Below are 16,812 nucleotides of genomic sequence, written 5' to 3' on the forward strand. Positions count from 1 at the left end.
TGTCCCGCCGCGCCCATCAAGGCAGCGCGACCACCTTCTCGGGCCGTCACCGCCGCCTAGGCGAGGATCTCGCCGACCGTGCCGGCACCCACGGTCTTGCCGCCCTCGCGGATCGCGAAGCCCAGCCCGGTGTCCATCGCCACCGCCTTGCCCAGCTCCACCACGACCTCGACGGTGTCACCTGGCAGCGCCAGCGGCCTGTCGAGCTCCACCACGCCGACGACGTCGCCGGTGCGGAAGTGGAACTGCGGGCGGTAGTTCGACGCGATCCCCGTGTGCCTGCCGCCCTCGGCGTGCGAGAGCAGGTACACGGACGCGCGGAACCGGGTGTGCGGCGCGACGCTGCCCGGCAGGGCCAGGACCTGGCCGCGCCGGACGTCGCCGCGCTTCACCCCGCGCAGCAGGATCGCGGCGTTGTCTCCCGCCCGGGCCTGCTGCATGGGCTTGCCGAACGTCTCGATGCCGGTGGCCACCGAGGTGACCGTGGCACCGAGACCGAGCACCTCGACCGTGTCGCCGAGGCCGAGCACGCCGCGCTCCACCGCGCCGGTCACGACCGTGCCGCGACCGGTGATGGTCAGCACGTTCTCGATCGGCATCAGGAACGGGCCGGCGACGTCCCGCTCCGGCACCGGGACGTGCGCGTCCACGGCGTCGAGCAGGTCGACCACCGACTGCGTCCACCGCGGGTCGCCCTGCAGCGCGCGCAGGCCGGACACCCGCACGACCGGGGTGGCGTCGCCGTCGAAGCCGTACTGCGAGAGCAGGTCGCGGATCTCCAGCTCCACCAGGTCGAGCAGCTCCGGGTCGTGCACCGCGTCGGCCTTGTTCAGCGCCACCACCACGTGCGGCACGCCCACTCGGTGCGCCAGCACCACGTGCTCGCGCGTCTGCGGCATCGTGCCGTCCTCCGCGGACACCACGAGGATCGCGCCGTCCAGCTGCGCCGCACCCGTGATCATGTTCTTCACGTAGTCGGCGTGGCCGGGCATGTCGACGTGCGCGTAGTGCCGCGTCGGCGTCTCGTACTCGACGTGCGCGATGTTGATCGTGATGCCGCGGGCCAGCTCCTCCGGCGCCCGGTCGATCCGGTCGAACGCCGTGAAGGTCGTGCCCGAAGGGTCCTTTTCGGACAGGACCTTGGTGATGGCCGCGGTCAGCGTGGTCTTGCCGTGGTCGACGTGCCCCATGGTGCCGATGTTGAGGTGCGGCTTGGCACGCACGAACTCTTGCTTCATGTCCATTTCCTCTGAGGAACAGCGGAGGGCTCAGAACCGCGGACCGCTACCACCCTCCTCCAGCGGTCCTGAAGGATGGACTGGAGAAGGGTCAGAGTCGGGCGCCGGCCGGCTGTGCCGAGGCGACGGCGAGCGCACCCGCGGGAACACCCGCGTGCGTGTCGAGCTCAGCCGTCAGGAACATGCGTCGATCGTGACAGGCGGTCTAGACCGTTGTCACCCGGTTTTCCGCGAGCCCGATCAACGCCCGCGCGGCCGGGCTGTGCGGACCCTCGGCGCGCCACGCGAACGCGAGCCGGCTGTGCGGGACCGGGTCGGTGATCCGGACGGCGTGCAGGCCCTCGGTCATGGACAGCGCGAGGACCGCCGGCCCGAGCCCGCGCCGCGCCAGCGTGATCACCATCGGGGGTGCGGACGCCTCGAACGCGATCCGCGGCCGGCGGGCACCGCAGGCGGCGTCGAGCGCGCCGCGCAGGCCCGTGCCCGGCGGCAGGCTGATCAGCCCGCGCTCCAGCAGTTCGTCCACGGACACGGACTCCCTGCCGTGCCAGGGATCTGTGTCGGTCACAGCGGCCACGAGCGGTTCGTCGGCCAGCACGCGCACGGCCAGCCCGGCCGGTGCCGCACCCGCGTACCCGATCAGCGCCAGGTCCAGTGAACCGTCCACAAGGGACGCGGCAAGCTCATCGGAGTTGGCCTCCGCCAACGTGATCTCGACGGCAGGGAACCTCTCGTGGAACGCCGCCAGCAGCTCGGGCATGTCCATGATCCCGCACGACACGACCATCCCGACGCGCACGGCGCCGCGCACCAGACCGGCCATCTCCTCCACGGTCCGCCGCGCCGACTCCACCGACCCGAGCGCCGCGCGGGCGAGCGGCAGCACCGCCGCGCCGACGTCGGTCAGCGTCACGGTGCGGCCGGAGCGGTCCAGCAGGTCGTGCCCGAGCTCGCGCTCCAGCCGCCGGACCTGCGCGCTGACGCCGGGCTGCGCGACGTGCACCCGTTCCGCCGCCCGCGTGAACGACCCCGACTCCGCGACCGCGACGAAGTACTCCAGCTGCCGAAGCTCCATAACCAACGATTATAGGAACGAGCACAACTAGATCTTGGACATATAGCCGCAGGCGAACGACCCTGGAGTCATGCAGATCTTCCGCCCCGGAGACGCCGGTTACGACGAGGAACGCAGCGGTTTCCAGACCGGGCTCCGCCACGAACCGCAGGTGGTCTTCGCCGTCGAGAGCGTCCAGGACGTCGAGGAGGCCGTCGAGTACGCCGAGGCCCGCGGCCTCGACCACGCCGTACAGGCCACCGGTCACGGCCTCACCACCGCCACCACCGGCGTCCTCATCTCCACCCGGCGCCTCAACGGGGTCGAGGTCGACGCCTCGACCCGCACCGCACGGGCCGAGGCGGGCGCGGTGTGGCAGCAGGTGGTCGAGCAGGCCGCGCCGCACGGCCTCGCCCCGCTGAGCGGCGACGCGAGCGACGTCGGCGTGGTCGGCTACACCCTCGGTGGCGGGTACAGCGTGCTGGCCAGGGAGTTCGGCCTCGCGAGCGACCGCGTGCGCAGGACCGAGCAGGTCGGTGACGTGATCACCGCGCTGGAGTTCGAGCTCCTGCCGATCCCCGAGGTGCACGCGGGCGAGATGTTCTTCGAGGCCCGGCACGCGGAGGCGGTCTTCGCGGCGTTCCACGACTGGGACCTGCCCGGCCACGTCACGCCGGCGCTCACCACCCTCGGCGACGTCGTCCGCGTCACGTTCGCGAGCACCAGGCCGTTCGAGATCGGGCACCTCCGCGTCGCGCCCGTGCTGAAGGAGGAGTTCGGCGTGAAGCCGTTCGCGCAGGCCGCGGGCAGGCCGTTGCCGCCGCACGCCTACCAGGGCGACAACGTGCTGCTGGACGGGCTGCCGCTGGACGCCCTGCAGCGGGCCAGGGAGATCGCGGAGAGCTCCGAGACCTTCCTGGGACTGCTGCCCCTCGGCGGAGCGCTGGGCGCCGGCGCCACCCACCTGCTCAAGCTCATCTCACCGCGGCTCGGCGTCGCGGAGCAGCACGAAGAGGTGTTCGACGCGGTGCGCCCGTTCGTGGTCGGGCGGGCGCGGAACTTCCGCTACGCCGTCGGCTGACGACCGGCGCCGAGGTTGCCCGACGGCCTCCGCTGCGGCACGGTGGTCCGGTGGCCACGAGCGCGCTCACCGAAGCGGTGTTCTCCCTCCCGGAGACCGACCGGAGCGGCGGGGTGGCCCTCGCCCGCGACTTCGCCAGACGCACCGTCCTCACCTGCGGCTACCGCGGCAGTCACGAGGACGTCGTGCTGGTCGTCGACGAGCTCGCCGCGGACGCCGTCCGGCACGGCGGCCGCCCGGTCGTGCGCCTGCGGGCCGGTACCGATCGGGTGCGCGTCGAGGTCGTGGACGACGCGCGGTCCGAGCCGCGGGCGCACCGCCGCCTCGCCGCCGTTCTCGCAGACCGCTGGGGAGTCGTCGAACTGGCTGGTCAGAAGGTGGTCTGGTGCGAGCTGACGGCGTAGTGCGCCCAGCGGCGCCGCCCGGTCACCGTCGGTGTCCACTGTGGACCACCCCTTCCCCTGCCGGGTCACCGGACTGGTCGCCGCCGTCCGGAGGTAGGCGAGCAGGTAGGTTGTGGCGTGGAAGCAACGGCCGTAACGTCGGGGATGTAGCCGGGTTCAGCAGCGTGCTCGGAGTCCGAGTCTCGTGCGCTTCGGCCACCGGGGAGTGCTGGTGAACGAAGAAGAGTTCAAGGAATCGCCGCTGCTCACGGTGCGTGCCGCCGAGGTCGCCGGAGTGGTGGTCGTCGAGGTCGAGGGGGAGATCGACGTCGACACGGCCGACGAGGTGCTGGACGCCGTGCGCGCCGGGTTCACCACCGCGGGGCCCGCGCTGGTCGCCGACCTGACGCTGGTCAGCTTCTTCGGGTCGACCGGCATCTCCACGTTGATCTCCGCCCACGAGATGGCCGACGAGCGCGGCAAGAAGCTGCACGTCGTGGCGCCGCAGCGGGCCGTCAGGAGGCCGTTGCAGGTCACCGGTGTGGCCGACGTCCTCGCGCTCTACGACTCCGTCGACGAGGCGGTCGCGGCGCTCAAACCGGTGCCCAGCGAGTAGGCACCGGTCCGCACGTCCGTCAGCCGGCCAGTTCGACGAGCTTCGGCACCACGTCGTCCGGGGACGGCATGGCCGCGATCTCGGCGGCGATCCTCGCGTTGGCGGCCTGAACCTCGTTGTCCTGCAACAACTTCCGTGCCAGCTCCTGCAACGCGTCGGCGGTGAAGTCCTCGCCGACGAGCCGTCCGCCGAGCCGGGTGTCCTCGACGATCTCGGCGTTGCGGAACTGGTCGGCGCCCTGCGGCAGCACGAGCTGGGGCACGGCGTTCGTCATCGCGGCGACCGTCGTGCCCGCGCCGCCGTGGTGCACGACGAGATCTGCGTGCGCGAGCAGATCCGCCTGGGGCACCCACGGGAGCACGTGCACGTTGCCCGGCACGTCGGTCAGCGCGGACGGGTCGACCTGCGGCCCGGTCGCGACGAGCACCTCGGCGTCCACCCCGGACAGGCCGGTGACCGCGGTCCGCAGCACGTCCGGGTTCGAGAACGCGGTGCCGAACGTGAGGTAGACGAGCGGCTTCTCGTGCCGGACGACCCACTCGGGCAATTCGTCCGGTTCGGCGAACGGAACCGGCCGCAGCGGAATTCGCTCGACGTCCGAGAGAAAGTCGAGGTTCTGCAAAGAAGGCGGGAAGACGTCGATATACGGCGATCCGAGTCCGTAATGGTGCCCATCGGGCAAAGTGATACCGAGTTCCGCGACGTACTCGAGGAGCAGTTCGCTCATGGCTTCCGGAACAAGCGATTCGTCCATCTTGCCGAACCCGTGGCACACCGCCGGGATGCCCGCCCGCATGGCCGCGAGGCCCGCGCCGGGGTTGATGAGCTCGAAGACGACGAGGTCCGGCTTGTCCCGCTCGAGCACCGGTTCCAGATCGTTCACGAAGGCCCTGGGCAGCACGGATCCGAACGCGTCCACGGCGGTCTGGCGCAGCATGTCCCTGCGGAACTCCGCCGTGCCGTGCAGGGCGTTCGCCTGGCGGAACGCCTCCCAGATGCTGATGCCCGCGTCGACCACGGTGAGCCCGAGCTTTTCCACGGTCGCGTGGAATCCCGGGTCGACGGCGTAGAGAACGTCATGTCCTTGCGCTCGCGCGGCGATCGCGAGCGGAAGTATCGGGTAAACGTGTCCGTGTGAGCCTAGGCTCGAGAAGAGAATGCGCACCCGGCCACATTAGGTCTTCTTCTATTCTTGCGGGAGACTTTCCCACTGTTCCGCCACCTCGGCGGGTGACGGCATCGCCGCGATCTCGGCCCGCACCTCGCCGGCGGCCCGCTGCAGCGCCGAGTCCTCGATCAGCCGCGTGAGCAGCGCCGCCGTGATCTCGCGGGGCGCGGCCCGCAGCCCGGCCCCGCGCGCCGTGAGCACCGTCGCGTGCGTGGTCCGGTCACCGGGTCCCGGCTCGACGAGCTGGGGCACCCCGGCCGCGAGCGAGCCGAGCAGCGTCCCCGCGCCACCGTGGTGCACGATCCCGTCGCAGAACGGCAGCACCCGCGGGATCGGCACCCACCCGACCGCGCGGACGTTGGACGGCAGCCCGCTCTCCCGCTCGGGCCGCACGAGCACGAACTCGGCGTCGACCTGCTCGGCCACCTCCACCACGGCCGCCATCATCCGTCCGGACCCGGGACCGGGCGCGGTGCTGCGGCTGACGAGGATCCGCGGCCGGCCGGACGGCTCCGCGAGCCACCCCGGCACCTCCCCGCCCCCGCTGTAGGGCACGAACCGCAGCGGCACCCCGCCGGGAAACCGCGCGAGCGAGCCCGGCGCCGTCCGCAGAACCGTTGCGGGAGAACGCACTTCGGCCTTCATCCGCGCACCGACCGCGGCCGTCAGCACCAGTCCGTCGAAGACCGACACGTCGTGGACGATCGACGGCACCCCCAGCGTCGACCCGGCGACGGCGAGCGGTTCGTGCACCACGACGTCCGGCCGCCACGTCCGCGCGAAGGCCTGCAACGGCGCGGTCATCGCGTCCCCGACCGCACTGAACATCCGCGACACGAAGTCGAGCCTGCCGCTGCCGCGCAGCTCCCTCTTGGCCACCAACGGATGCGCGAGCATGATGCGCAGGGCGATCGGTCCGAAGCGGACGTTCGACGGCACGACGTCCTCGACCGGCAGGCCGGACTCGCGGACCCGCAGCGCCTCGCCGCCGGTCGCGACCACGACCTCGTGGCCCTGCTCGCGCAGTGCCAGGGCCAGGGGGACCAGCGGGAAGACGTGACCCAGGAGGGGAGCGGCGACCACGAGAACACGCATAGGTCCAGGTTAACCTCGTGTGAGCGGGTGCTCCGGTGATCGAACCGGGCTACGGCTCCACCAGCCGCCGCACCGCGTCCTCCACGCACCGCCGCCGCTCCCGGTGGTCGGCCCCACTCCCACCGGACCACATCCCCGCCACCGACAGCACCAGCTGCAACACCTGCTCGGCAGAGAACCGCGCCGACACCGTCCCCGCCTCCTGCGCCGCCCGGATCGCCTCGACGTCGGCGACCCGGCTGACCGACCCGCGCCGCTCCAGCCGTTGCCACGTCGCGAGCCGCGCGAACTCGGGGTGCCGGTGCTGCAGGTCGTACAGGCGGGCCGCGTAGCCGGGCAGGTCGCGGGCGTCGAACTCCACCACCGCCGCCCCCACCACCTCGGACTGCACGGCGTCGAACAACTCGTCCTTGCCGCCGTAGTAGTTGTAGGCGAGGCCCGCGGAGCACCGGGCGATGCGGGCGATGCGCTCCATCCGCGCCCCGGCGATCCCGTGGGCGGCGAACTCGACGAACGCGGCGTCCAGCAACCGGCGGCGGGTGCGTTCCCGATCGCGGCTGTGCATGGGACCAGGTTATGGCGAAGGGCCGCACCCCTGAAGAGGTGCGGCCCTTCCCTAACCGAGGATTCACTTGGCCATGTCGAACCAGTTGAAGGCCTCGACCATCTGACGGGTGGTGTCGCTGACGTAGCGCGGGCCGGTGAGCTCCCAGCGCGTCACGGTCCGGTAGGTGCCGGGCTCGAGCGACTCGTCCTCACGGGTGTTCTCGTCGTCCTTGACCGGCACGTACTCCTTGATCGAACGCTTGGTCAGGGTGACGTCGAGCGACTCGTACGCGGACTGGGTGTAGAGGTAGTTGCCCTCGCCGCTGTCGCCCGCGCGGCCCGGGTCGGCGAGCTTCAGCTGGATCGTGTTGCCGCCGAACGAGCCGGTCGCGGACACGACCGTGACGATGTGGCCACCGCTGCGCTGCAGGGAACCGGTCGTGGGGCCCGCCTTGTAGCGGCCGTACACGAGCTGGATCGGGCCCTCGTTGAGCTTCTTCGCGAGGTTGCCGGCGAAGTCCGGGTTCTCGTGCGTGCTCACGGCACCGGCGGAGGTGGTCCACCCGGCGTTGCGGGCCGGCGCGGTGGCGATGTCCCACGCCTTGCGCAGGTTCGTGAGGTTGGTGCCGCCGTCGTACTTCGCGTCGACGCCGATGCGTCCGATCGAGTTGGTGATGACGCTGTAGTCGGCGGGATCCTTCGGGTTCAGGTTGCCGACCTTGGTGGTCAGCCAGCCGACCGGCGCGTCCTTCTCGTGGCCCCAGTAGTGCAGGACGTTGTAGAGCGACGCCGGGCCGCAGTACGCGTTGCCGTTGTTGTCCAGGCCGGCGCGGTGCTGGTCCACGTCGCTGACGCCGCACTTCTTGACGTTGAAGTCCGGGCCCACCAGGTCGGCGGCGCCGACGCACGGGGGCGGGGTGCCGATGATCGGGTCGGCCACCGCGGTGGCGGGGGCGACGACGGCGGTCAGGGCGGCGGCGGCGATCAGAGCGTTGCGGATCATTTCGGTGTCCCCTTCGAGTTCCTGTGTTTCCCCTGCGGTGACACAAGATTCGTCGAGGCGGACCCCCAAAGGCATGAGGGGAGATCCCTCAACCCTCATGCGGGAAAGTTGGGTGTATCAGGCACACCCCCACGTCGCTCTGTTCTAGGCGAGTACGGCGGCCAGGTCCTTGCGACCTGCGATTCCGAGCTTCGTGTAGATCCGGCCGAGGTGGTTCTCGACCGTCTTCGGCGTCACGAACAGCTCCTGCGCGATCTCCCGGTTCGCCCGGCCCGCCGCGGCCAGGTCGGCCACCCGCCGTTCGGAGGCGGTCAGCGCCTCGGCCCCCACCACGACCTGTCGGCGCGGCCGGTCGCCGAGTGCCTCCAACGCCTCGACCGCGCGGGTCCGCAGCACCGCCGAGCCGCACTTCTCGGCCAGGTCGATCGCCTGGTGCAACGGCTCGCGCGCGTCCGTCCGGCGGCGCGCGACCCGCAGCGCCTCGCCCAGGTCGACGAGCGAACGGGCCAGTTCCAGGCGGGACGGCGACTCCCGCAGCGCGGACACGGACTCGGTGAGCAGGTCCAGCCGGGCGTCCGGGTCCGCGTGCGCGAGCAACCGCAGCGCGGCGCCGACCTCGGTCGCCGCACCCCACTTGCGCGCCACCTCCAGCTGCTCGGCGGCCAGTTCGAGCGCGAGCTCGTGCTGGTTGAGCAGCAACGCGGCACGGGTGGCCACCGCGCGCCACGGGATGGTCGGGGGATCGACGTGCACCTGGTGCATCGCGTCGCGCTGGCGGTACGCCTCGGCCATCGCGCGCCGTGCGTCGCCCTCAGCCAGTGCGATCAACGCGCGCACCTCGTGCAACCAGATCATCGGCATCGTGAGCCGTGCATCGGCGTGAGTGCCGTCGAACGCACTGATGAACGCTCTCGCCGCTTCGACGTCACCACGTTCGAGAGCCGCGTAGACCGCGAAATGCGTGGAGGTGGCGCGCAGGCTGATCACCTCGGACACCGGGTCCTCGTGCGCCACGGCGGCCAGCGCGCCCTCGGCCTCCGCCTCGACGGCCTGCATGTTGCCGCAGCGCCAGTTCAGGAACAGCGACGCGTTGGCCACCATCGCGAACTCGATCGGCGAGCCGTGCCGGCGGACCTTCAACCGGGCACGCTCGATCTCGTGCCGTGCGGTGTCCACGCCGTCCGCGGCCATCAGCGCGAGCAGCGCCACGAGCCACGCGACCATCGCGTCCGTGCTGCCCGTCGCGTCGTCGAGGTACGCGCCGTTCGCGAGCGCGCGCGTCGCGGTCGTGGCCACCTCGTCGTGCGGCCACACCTCGTAACGTCCCATCTGGGCGAGCAGGCCGAGCAACGTGCGTTCGTCCGGAGTGCTGCCCGCGAGGCCCGCGTACGCGCTCAGGTGGGCCGACGCGGTCTGCCGCTGGTCGGGCAGGAACGAGCGGAACACCGCCAGCCGTGCCTCCAGGTGCAGGCGCGACTCGCCGTCCGGGCGCGCCTCGATGGCCTCGGTGAGCTCCGCGATCGCCGCCGCCGGACCCTCCAGCGCGGCCGTCGCGGACGCCGCCGCGGCCACCAGTTCCGCGTCCGGAAGTCCTTGTGCCGCAGCCTTCAGGTGCCGGTGCGCGTTCACCGCGTCGCCGACCCGCAGCAACGCGCGTCCCAGTTCGGCGCGCAGTGCGGCGTCGCCGGGCTTCTCGTCCACCGCGCGCGTCAGATGACCTGCGGCCGTGCGCGCGTCTCCCGCCGAGAGCAGCGTGGCAGCCGCCTTGCGCAACACCTCCGCGGCGTTCGGGAGTGTCCCTTTGGGAGCGTGGACGAGGTGCGCGGCCACCCGGTCGGCCGGTGCGTGCTGCTCGTGCAACGACTTCGCGGCGCGCGCGTGCAGCGAGGCGCGGGCGATCGGCCCGAGTCCGGTCAGGACCGCTTCGCGCACAACGGGGTGCACGAACTCCAGGTGCTCACCGGTCACCAGCACGTTGGCCGCCGTCAACGCCTCGACCGCGGCCGGGAGGTCGCCGACCTCCGCCAGTTCCGCCGCCTGCCAGGGATCGGCGTGCGTGCCGAGGACGGCGACCGCGCCCGCGAGCGACACGGCCTCGGCCGGCAGACGCCCGAGCGTGGCGCGGAAGACGGTGCTGGGACCGAGCGTGCCGACCTCCTGCGCCGTCGCCGCGTCGTCGAGCGGCAGCCCGAGGGCCGCGAGCTCGTCGACCAGGACGCCGGACAGGAACGGGTTCCCGCCGCTGGCCGCGTGCAGGGCGGCGATCACCTCGGGGTGCCCGCCGACCAGCGCGCTGAGCGCGTCCGTCGTGAGCGGGCGCGGCAGCAACCGGTCGGCGGACACGCTGAGCTGCGCGAGCGGTCCGGAGTTGTCCCTCGGCGGCCTCGTCGCGACGACCAGCGCGATCGGCAGGTCCGCGATGCGGCGGGACAGGTAGACGAGGAACTGCAGCGACGAGTGGTCCGCCCAGTGCGCGTCGTCGACCGTGATCAGCAGCGGGCGGGTGGACGAGAGGTCCACCGCGACCCACCACAGCGAGTGCAGCGTGCGGGCCAGTTCGGCCTGGCTGGGGTCGAGCGCGGCGTCGTCCAGGGCCTTCAGCGCGGCCCCGGACGGCCCGGCGAGGATCTTCTCGCGGATCTCGCCGGAGTACCGCGACACCGACCGTTCGACCATCTGCCGGACGACGCCCCACGCCATGGCGCTCTCCAGCGCGTCGCCCACCGCCTGCAGCCGCCCGAACCCGCGCTCCTTGGCCAGCTCGCGGCACTCGTGCACGAGCCTGGTCTTGCCGATGCCCGCACGGCCCTCGATGACGACGACGCGACCCTCACCACGGGTGGCTGCGTCCAGAGCTTCACGAATGTGCGCGATCTCGGAGTCACGTTCAAGTGGTTCGCGCACGAATTGATCGTAGCGGCCGTCTCGCGCGCTACATGCAGGTCATCGGCTGCGCAGAAGGGCGACTTGATGCTCCATTGGAGTGAGCGTCAGTCCACGCAGTCCACGCCGCCGGACTTGTCCTGGCCGCCGAGCGCGTTGTGGACGAACTCCTGGGCCTGGGCGGGGTCGACCTCGTACCCGTACCCGGTCGTGCGCTGGACGGGCTCGCCCACCGGGAGGGTGGACACGCTGATCCCCATCGCACCGGAGAAGCGCTGCGCGAACTCCAGCACGTCCCAGCCGTCGTCCACCCTGATGGCGCGGTTGGCCTCGCGGGCGAGCGCGGCCGCCTTGTCCTTGGTGACCTGCGAGGCCAGCCCGACGAGGAACGCCTGCTGGCGCTTGGCCCGGTCCAGGTCGCCGTTGGGCAGGCCGTGCCGCTGGCGCAGGAAGGCCAGGGCGCGGTCGCCCAGCAGGGTCTGCCGGCCGGCCGGGAAGCTCGCCCTGGTGATCGGGTCGTACGACGCCGCCTTCAGGCACACCTCGACCCCGCCGAGGGCCTGCGAGATCGCGCCGAACTCCGCCATCTCCACGGCGGCCCAGTGGTCGACCTGCGCGCCGGTGGTCTTGGTGACGGCGTCCGTCAGCTTCTTCGGGTCCTGGGCGAAGAGTCCGTTGATCCTGATCTCGTCCACGAGGATGTCGCGCGGCAACGACACGACCAGTGCCGCCTGCCCGTCCGCCGGGAAGCGCGCGAGCATGAGCGCGTCGGTGTTGCCGACGTCGTCCGTGCCGATGAGCAGCACGTTCTCCGCTTTGGACGCGGGTGCGCCGGCGGGTGCCGCGTCGGTCTTCTTGATCGTGGTCGGAACGATCACGGCGGCGGCCGCGGCGGCGACGGTCAGCGTGGCGACGCCGACGATCATGCCCAGCGGCTTGCGCTTCTTGGCCTTGTGCAGGTTCGCCAGCACCGTGCGGGAGTCGACGCGCTCCTCGGCTTCGGCGGCGATGGCCCGGCGGATCAGGTCGTTCATGAGTGCGCCCCCAGGGTCGCGGATCGGGCGAGTTCGTGAGTGCGCAGCGTCTGCAGCGCGCGAGAGAGTTGGCTGCGCACGGTCGATTCCGTGCACCCGAGCACCTGTGCGATCTCCGCGTCGTTGCAGTCCTCGTAGAACCGCAGCACCAACGCCGCACGTTGCTTGCGCGGCAACACGGCGATCCGTGCGCGCATGGCGTCGCGTTCGGCGTGCGCGTCGGCCGGGTCGGCCATCGACGGCGCGTGCCGCGCGAGCTCAGCGCGTTCCACGGCGATCTCTCTCGCGGCCTTGCGACGCCTCCACGACAGGTAGTCGTTGGTCACCATGCGCTTCACGTAGAGGTAGGGCGCATCCATCTTGTCGATGCGTTCCCACCTGCTCTGCGCGCGTATCAGCACGTTCTGCACGATGTCCTGCGCCAGGTGTTTGTCGCAGGTGATCGCGGTGGCGTACCCCAGCAGCCGGTCCAGCCGATCAGCGACGAACTGGTCGAACCCCACGCCGCCCCCTTCTTCTCCGTGGTCGCTTGCGGGGAGGGAAACCCCGCGCGCACCCCGGTCCGCTGCACCGGATTGTGTGGCCCGGACCACAGAGGTCTCGGTTTGGGTGGATTTCGGTGTGAATCCTTTTCATGTTCACGTCCGTGGGCCAGCCTTCACCCCATGCGCATCATCCCTGCACTCGCGCTGTTGTCGCTGCTGCTCGTCCCGGTGGACGCGGCCGCCGCCCCCAACGGCGAGTACTACCTGCAAAGCGCCGTGACCGGCCAGAACGCGGCCGTCTCCGGCTCCTCCGTCCTCCAGCACCGCCCCAAGGGCAACGAGGACCGCCAGCAGTTCTCCTGGAACGGCAGCACCCTCTCCGAAGGCGGCCAGTGCCTCGGCAGAGCCGGCGACGTTGCCCAGATGGTCAGTTGCTCGAGTCCGGACGCCCAGTGGGTCGGCCTGCTCGACGACCAGGACCGGTACCGCTTCAAGGACCCCGGCGCCGACCGCTACCTGATCGCCGCGGGCACCGACCAGGTCCGCGTCGGCACCGGCGCCGACACGTGGTTCCTCACGCCGGTCAACCCCGTCCGCGTGCAGACCCCGGCCGACCCGCGCCTGGACGAGATCACGTTCCTGACCGCCCACAACGCCTACGCCAACGGCGTCGACGGCGGCTTCATGTTCGCCAACATCGCCCCGAACCAGTCGCGTGGCATCGTGCAGCAGCTCAACGACGGCGTGCGCGGCTTCATGCTCGACATCCACCAGACCCCCGACGGCGCCATCCTCTGCCACAACAGCTGCACCGCCGTCAGCCGCCCGGTCGCCCTGAACGTCGACCTCCAGCGCATGGTCGACTTCCTGAAGTCCCGTCCCACCGAGATCGTCACGGTGTTCCTGGAGGACTACGTCTCCGCCGACGTCCTGCGCTCCGAGCTGGCGCGCGTGAACGGCCTGACCGACGTCCTGTTCCGCGCCGAGGGCGTGCGCGAGCACGGCTGGCCGACGTTGTCGCAGATGAGGGCCTCCGGCAAGCGCTTGCTCATCTTCACCGACCACGGCCGCGACGGCCGCGAGGACTCGGGTGTCCTGTACCAGCGCGACTGGACCGTCGAGAACTACTGGTCGATGGGCGGCGGCCTGGGCGCCTCGGACTGGTCCTGCTACTCCCGCTGGGGCGACAAGCCGCTCACCGCGACCGAGACGAACTTCCGCCCGCTGTTCGTGATGAACCACTTCCGCGACGTCCCGATGCAGGGCACGGTGTCCACCGACAACTCGAAGTTCGTCAACCGCGCCCAGCGCTTCTGCGAACCGGCCGCCCGCAAGACCCCGAACTACCTGGCCGTCGACTTCTACCACCTGAACACGCCGTCGCTCCCGGCGCTGCGCCACCCGTCCGGCAGCGGCTCCGTCGAGCTGAGGTCGAACCCCGCGCTCTGCCTGGACAACAACGCCGGCGGCACCGCCAACGGCAACCCGGTCCAGATCTGGGGCTGCAACAACACCTACGCGCAGAAGTGGCGCGTCGTCGCCGACGGCACCATCGCCATCGCCGGCAGGTGCCTCGACGTCGACAACGGCGGCACCACCAACGGCACCGTCGTCCAGCTGTGGCAGTGCAACGGCACGGGTGCGCAGCAGTGGCGCGTGCGGTCCGACGGGTCCGTGCAGAACCCGCAGTCGGGGCTGTGCCTGGACAACCCCGGTTCCTCGACCACGCCCGGCACCCGCCTGAACCTCTGGACCTGCAACGGAACCGGGGCGCAGGCCTGGAAGTTCCGCTAGTCCTTGCGGGCGATCCCGACGTAGACGTCCGCCGGGCCGCCCTCTCCGGCCGGGCCGAGTTCCGGGTGCCACTGCGGCGCCGAGACGACGCCCGGCTGGAGGACCTCCATGCCGGCGAACATCGGCTCGAACTCACCGAGCGAACGGAAGTACATCGGGTCGCGGCTGTGCTTCATGGCCTCGACGACGGCGCCCATCTCCTGCGGCTTGAAGTCCGCGGTGAGGTGGGACAACGCGATGAGGCTGCCGGGCGGCATGGCGTCGCGGTAGCGCGCGACGACGTCGGCCGGGCCCTTCTCGTCCGAGACGAAGTGCAGCACGGCGACCATGAGCAGGCCGACGGGCTGCGAGAAGTCGATCAGGCCCTTCACCACCGGGTCGGACAGCACGTCGTCGGGACGGCACATGTCCGCCTGCACGACGCCCGCGTTGTCGTTGCCCTCCAGGATGAGCTGGCTGTGCGAGACGGCCACCTCGTCGTAGTCGACGTACACGACCCGTGCGTCCGGGTTCGCCTGTTGCACGATCTCGTGCACGTTGCCGACCGTGGGGATGCCCGAACCGAGGTCGAGGAACTGCGTGATGCCCTGCTCCATCATCAGCAACACCGCACGGCGCATGAACGAGCGGTTCGACGCGGCGATCGCACGGCCGTCGCGCAGGACCTGCAGCACCTTGTCGCCGACCATGCGGTCCGACGCGAAGTTGTGGCCACCTCCCAGCAGGAAGTCGTAGACGCGCGCCGCGCTCGGCACGTCCGTGTTGATCCCTGCGGGCACCCACGAGAAAGGCTCGGCCATGCCGGAGAACCTACTCGCATGCGTGCACGGGTGTATCGGCCCGGATCGGGTGACAGCGTCAGGCCGAGCGGGCGAGCCGCGCCGAAACCTGTTCTGCCAGCGCGAACGCGTGTGCGGCCAGTGCTTCCCGGCCGAGCAGGCGCAGGTGGTCGTCCGCGCGCGCCGACCGCACGTCGCGGCCCGCGATCACGGCCTGCCCCGCGAGGTCGGTCGCGACGTCCACCGCGCCCAGCGCCAGGTGGTTGCGGGCGAGGGCAGTCAACGCGAGGGTGCGCGCGCGGCCTTCACCCAGTGCGTCGACCACTGTGGTGAGGGCGGCGATGGCCTGCGCGGGATCGTCGAGCGCGTGCCGGTCGGCCCACGCGGGGTGTGGCGCGACGAAGCCGAGCTGGAACGCTCTCAACGCGTCGTCCGGTGCGTTGTGGTGCAGGAACATCCGGCCCGCTCGGGTCAGCACGGACGCGATGAGAGGCTCGTCGCCGGCCTGGCCCGCCAGGGTGAGCGCTTTCGCGAAGTGGGCGAGCGCGGTGCCCGGCTGGCCGCTGTCGAACGCCGTCCACCCCGCCAGTTCGCTGAGCTCGGCGACGGCGGTCACGGCGGACTCGTCGACGATCATCGGCTCGACCTCGGCCAGCAGCTCCAGAACCGCGGTGTGGCAGGCGATTCCGCCGTAGCGCTGGTCCAGCGTCCGCAACGCGCGTGTGCGCATCGCGATCACCTCCGCCGGCACGTGGTGGGACGGCATCGCGGACGGCAGGCCGTCGGTCGTGGGCGCGCCGACCGCGATCCGCGCGGCGTGCTCCAGGAACCGTTGCCGTGCCACCGAATGCGCCTCGGCCAGCGTCGTGGCCTCGGGGAACCCGTCCGCCGACGCGGCGGCGCACCACCGTGCCGCCTCGGCGTCCTCACCGAGTGCGAACAGGACGTGGGCGAGCCGGAGGGCGGCGTCGCCGAGGCGCTGGTGGGCGGCGACCCGGAAGTGAGCGGCCGCCTCGCGCAGCCGACCGGCCCGTTCCGCGGTCTCGGCCAGCCGGTACTGCCGTTCGACGGCCTCGTCGAGCTCGAACCGTTCCAGCAGCTCACTCATCACTGCCTCCGAGGATCCGCCGCAGCTCGGCGCGGCCGCGGGTGAGGTGCGTGCGCACGGTCGACTCGCCGATCACGAGCACCGCGGCGATCTCGCCGACCGAGTAGCCGAGCAGGTGGTGCAGCGCCACGGCCTCGCGGTGCCTGGGGGAGAGTTCGCGCAACGCGGCGTGGAGCGCCTCCACCTCAACCGCAGGCTGGACGCCTTCGGGGACTTCGGCCAGCAGCGTTTCCCGATCGCGCTGCTGCCACCGGCGCAGGAGCCGTATCGCGACCTTGAGCACCCACGCCTGGGGCTTGTCGTACGCGTGGATGTCGCTCCATCGGTGTCGTGCGATCAGCAACGCGTCTTGCGCTATGTCGTCGACCACGCGGTTGTCGTCGCTCAGGGCCGTGAGGGTCTTGGTGACCACGGGCAGGCAGCCGCGGAAGAACTCGGCGAAGCCCAGGTCCGGCTCCGGTGCGTTCAACGGCCTTCCCTTCAGCGTCCGCTCGCGTCGTTAACCGCCTCGAGGCGACCTTCAACGGTTACAGGCGCTGAAACCA

Annotated in this window: 16 protein-coding genes; 4 read left to right on the forward strand and 12 right to left on the reverse strand. The window is 71.2% G+C overall.

All coding sequences use genetic code 11. From position 1 onward, the window contains the following. Positions 1-56: 56 nt before the first annotated feature. Both tuf and ABZX02_RS03325 read right to left on the reverse strand, forming a co-directional pair. The gene (gene tuf / locus ABZX02_RS03320; protein ID WP_355294485.1) at positions 57-1,238 is read right to left on the reverse strand and encodes an elongation factor Tu; all 1,182 of its coding nucleotides are present in this window, start codon (positions 1,236-1,238) and stop codon (positions 57-59) included. 205 nt (positions 1,239-1,443) lie between these two features. Beyond that, on the reverse strand, positions 1,444-2,313 hold the full coding sequence (locus ABZX02_RS03325; RefSeq protein ID WP_355294486.1) for a LysR substrate-binding domain-containing protein: 870 nt from the start codon (positions 2,311-2,313) through the stop codon (positions 1,444-1,446). A 70-nt stretch (positions 2,314-2,383) separates the two neighbouring features. On the opposite strand from ABZX02_RS03325, the gene ABZX02_RS03330 reads away from it, so the two are divergent. The 3 genes from ABZX02_RS03330 to ABZX02_RS03340 all read left to right on the forward strand — a co-directional run bounded on the left by ABZX02_RS03330 (position 2,384) and on the right by ABZX02_RS03340 (position 4,372). Then, a complete protein-coding gene (locus ABZX02_RS03330) occupies positions 2,384-3,373 on the forward strand; it encodes an FAD-dependent oxidoreductase (RefSeq protein ID WP_355294487.1) in 990 nt (329 codons plus the stop codon). A gap of 50 nt (positions 3,374-3,423) precedes the next feature. Beyond that, entirely contained in the window at positions 3,424-3,777 is a 354-nt protein-coding gene (locus ABZX02_RS03335) for an ATP-binding protein (RefSeq protein ID WP_355294488.1), read from the forward strand. Positions 3,778-3,988: 211 nt separating this feature from the next. Next, positions 3,989-4,372 (forward strand): STAS domain-containing protein, encoded by a 384-nt coding sequence (locus ABZX02_RS03340; protein WP_355294489.1) that lies wholly within the window; start codon positions 3,989-3,991, stop codon positions 4,370-4,372. Positions 4,373-4,391: 19 nt separating this feature from the next. Here the strand turns inward: ABZX02_RS03340 and ABZX02_RS03345 are convergent, their stop codons facing one another. The 7 genes from ABZX02_RS03345 to ABZX02_RS03375 all read right to left on the reverse strand — a co-directional run bounded on the left by ABZX02_RS03345 (position 4,392) and on the right by ABZX02_RS03375 (position 12,604). Further along, positions 4,392-5,537 carry a glycosyltransferase gene (locus tag ABZX02_RS03345; protein ID WP_355294490.1) on the reverse strand — a complete coding sequence of 382 codons (1,146 nt, stop codon included), beginning with the start codon at positions 5,535-5,537 and terminating at the stop codon, positions 4,392-4,394. A gap of 21 nt (positions 5,538-5,558) precedes the next feature. After that, positions 5,559-6,635, reverse strand: a complete 1,077-nt coding sequence (locus ABZX02_RS03350; RefSeq protein WP_355294491.1) for a nucleotide disphospho-sugar-binding domain-containing protein — start codon at positions 6,633-6,635, stop codon at positions 5,559-5,561. A 49-nt stretch (positions 6,636-6,684) separates the two neighbouring features. Continuing rightward, entirely contained in the window at positions 6,685-7,200 is a 516-nt protein-coding gene (locus ABZX02_RS03355) for a TetR family transcriptional regulator (protein ID WP_355294492.1), read from the reverse strand. Between the two features lie 63 nt (positions 7,201-7,263). Further along, a complete protein-coding gene (locus ABZX02_RS03360) occupies positions 7,264-8,184 on the reverse strand; it encodes a hypothetical protein (protein WP_355294493.1) in 921 nt (306 codons plus the stop codon). 144 nt (positions 8,185-8,328) lie between these two features. Further along, a complete protein-coding gene (locus ABZX02_RS03365) occupies positions 8,329-11,088 on the reverse strand; it encodes an AAA family ATPase (protein ID WP_355294494.1) in 2,760 nt (919 codons plus the stop codon). Positions 11,089-11,174: 86 nt separating this feature from the next. After that, a complete protein-coding gene (locus tag ABZX02_RS03370) occupies positions 11,175-12,101 on the reverse strand; it encodes an LCP family protein (protein ID WP_355294495.1) in 927 nt (308 codons plus the stop codon). Continuing rightward, positions 12,098-12,604: a SigE family RNA polymerase sigma factor gene (locus ABZX02_RS03375; protein ID WP_355294496.1), complete on the reverse strand. Its 507-nt coding sequence runs from the start codon at positions 12,602-12,604 to the stop codon at positions 12,098-12,100. The genes ABZX02_RS03370 and ABZX02_RS03375 overlap by 4 nt, the downstream gene beginning before the upstream one ends. Positions 12,605-12,766: 162 nt before the next feature. On the opposite strand from ABZX02_RS03375, the gene ABZX02_RS03380 reads away from it, so the two are divergent. Continuing rightward, positions 12,767-14,380, forward strand: coding sequence for a ricin-type beta-trefoil lectin domain protein (locus ABZX02_RS03380; RefSeq protein ID WP_355294497.1), 1,614 nt, complete (start codon positions 12,767-12,769; stop codon positions 14,378-14,380). Here the strand turns inward: ABZX02_RS03380 and ABZX02_RS03385 are convergent. From ABZX02_RS03385 to ABZX02_RS03395, 3 genes are read right to left on the reverse strand one after another with little or no spacing between them, the layout of a single operon-like run. After that, a complete protein-coding gene (locus tag ABZX02_RS03385; RefSeq protein WP_355294498.1) occupies positions 14,377-15,180 on the reverse strand; it encodes an SAM-dependent methyltransferase in 804 nt (267 codons plus the stop codon). The genes ABZX02_RS03380 and ABZX02_RS03385 overlap by 4 nt on opposite strands. Positions 15,181-15,238: 58 nt before the next feature. Further along, positions 15,239-16,267: a hypothetical protein gene (locus ABZX02_RS03390; protein ID WP_355294499.1), complete on the reverse strand. Its 1,029-nt coding sequence runs from the start codon at positions 16,265-16,267 to the stop codon at positions 15,239-15,241. Beyond that, complete coding sequence (locus tag ABZX02_RS03395) at positions 16,260-16,736, reverse strand: sigma-70 family RNA polymerase sigma factor (RefSeq protein WP_355294500.1); 477 nt, start codon at positions 16,734-16,736, stop codon at positions 16,260-16,262. The genes ABZX02_RS03390 and ABZX02_RS03395 overlap by 8 nt, the downstream gene beginning before the upstream one ends. Between the last annotated feature and the right edge of the window lie 76 nt (positions 16,737-16,812).

Origin of the sequence: Lentzea sp. NPDC003310, from assembly GCF_040610935.1 — a bacterium.
Classification (GTDB): Bacteria; Actinomycetota; Actinomycetes; order Mycobacteriales; family Pseudonocardiaceae; genus Lentzea.

Bases quoted from the DNA above. Each gene is read 5' to 3' on its own strand.
- ABZX02_RS03390 (WP_355294499.1), bottom strand. From the start codon at position 16,267: ATGAGTGAGCTGCTGGAACGGTTCGAGCTCGACGAGGCCGTCGAACGG.
- ABZX02_RS03350 (WP_355294491.1), bottom strand. From the start codon at position 6,635: ATGCGTGTTCTCGTGGTCGCCGCTCCCCTCCTGGGTCACGTCTTCCCG.
- tuf (WP_355294485.1), bottom strand. From the start codon at position 1,238: ATGAAGCAAGAGTTCGTGCGTGCCAAGCCGCACCTCAACATCGGCACC.
- ABZX02_RS03360 (WP_355294493.1), bottom strand. From the start codon at position 8,184: ATGATCCGCAACGCTCTGATCGCCGCCGCCGCCCTGACCGCCGTCGTC.
- ABZX02_RS03380 (WP_355294497.1), top strand. From the start codon at position 12,767: ATGCGCATCATCCCTGCACTCGCGCTGTTGTCGCTGCTGCTCGTCCCG.
- ABZX02_RS03370 (WP_355294495.1), bottom strand. From the start codon at position 12,101: ATGAACGACCTGATCCGCCGGGCCATCGCCGCCGAAGCCGAGGAGCGC.
- ABZX02_RS03330 (WP_355294487.1), top strand. From the start codon at position 2,384: ATGCAGATCTTCCGCCCCGGAGACGCCGGTTACGACGAGGAACGCAGC.
- ABZX02_RS03385 (WP_355294498.1), bottom strand. From the start codon at position 15,180: ATGGCCGAGCCTTTCTCGTGGGTGCCCGCAGGGATCAACACGGACGTG.
- ABZX02_RS03325 (WP_355294486.1), bottom strand. From the start codon at position 2,313: ATGGAGCTTCGGCAGCTGGAGTACTTCGTCGCGGTCGCGGAGTCGGGG.
- ABZX02_RS03355 (WP_355294492.1), bottom strand. From the start codon at position 7,200: ATGCACAGCCGCGATCGGGAACGCACCCGCCGCCGGTTGCTGGACGCC.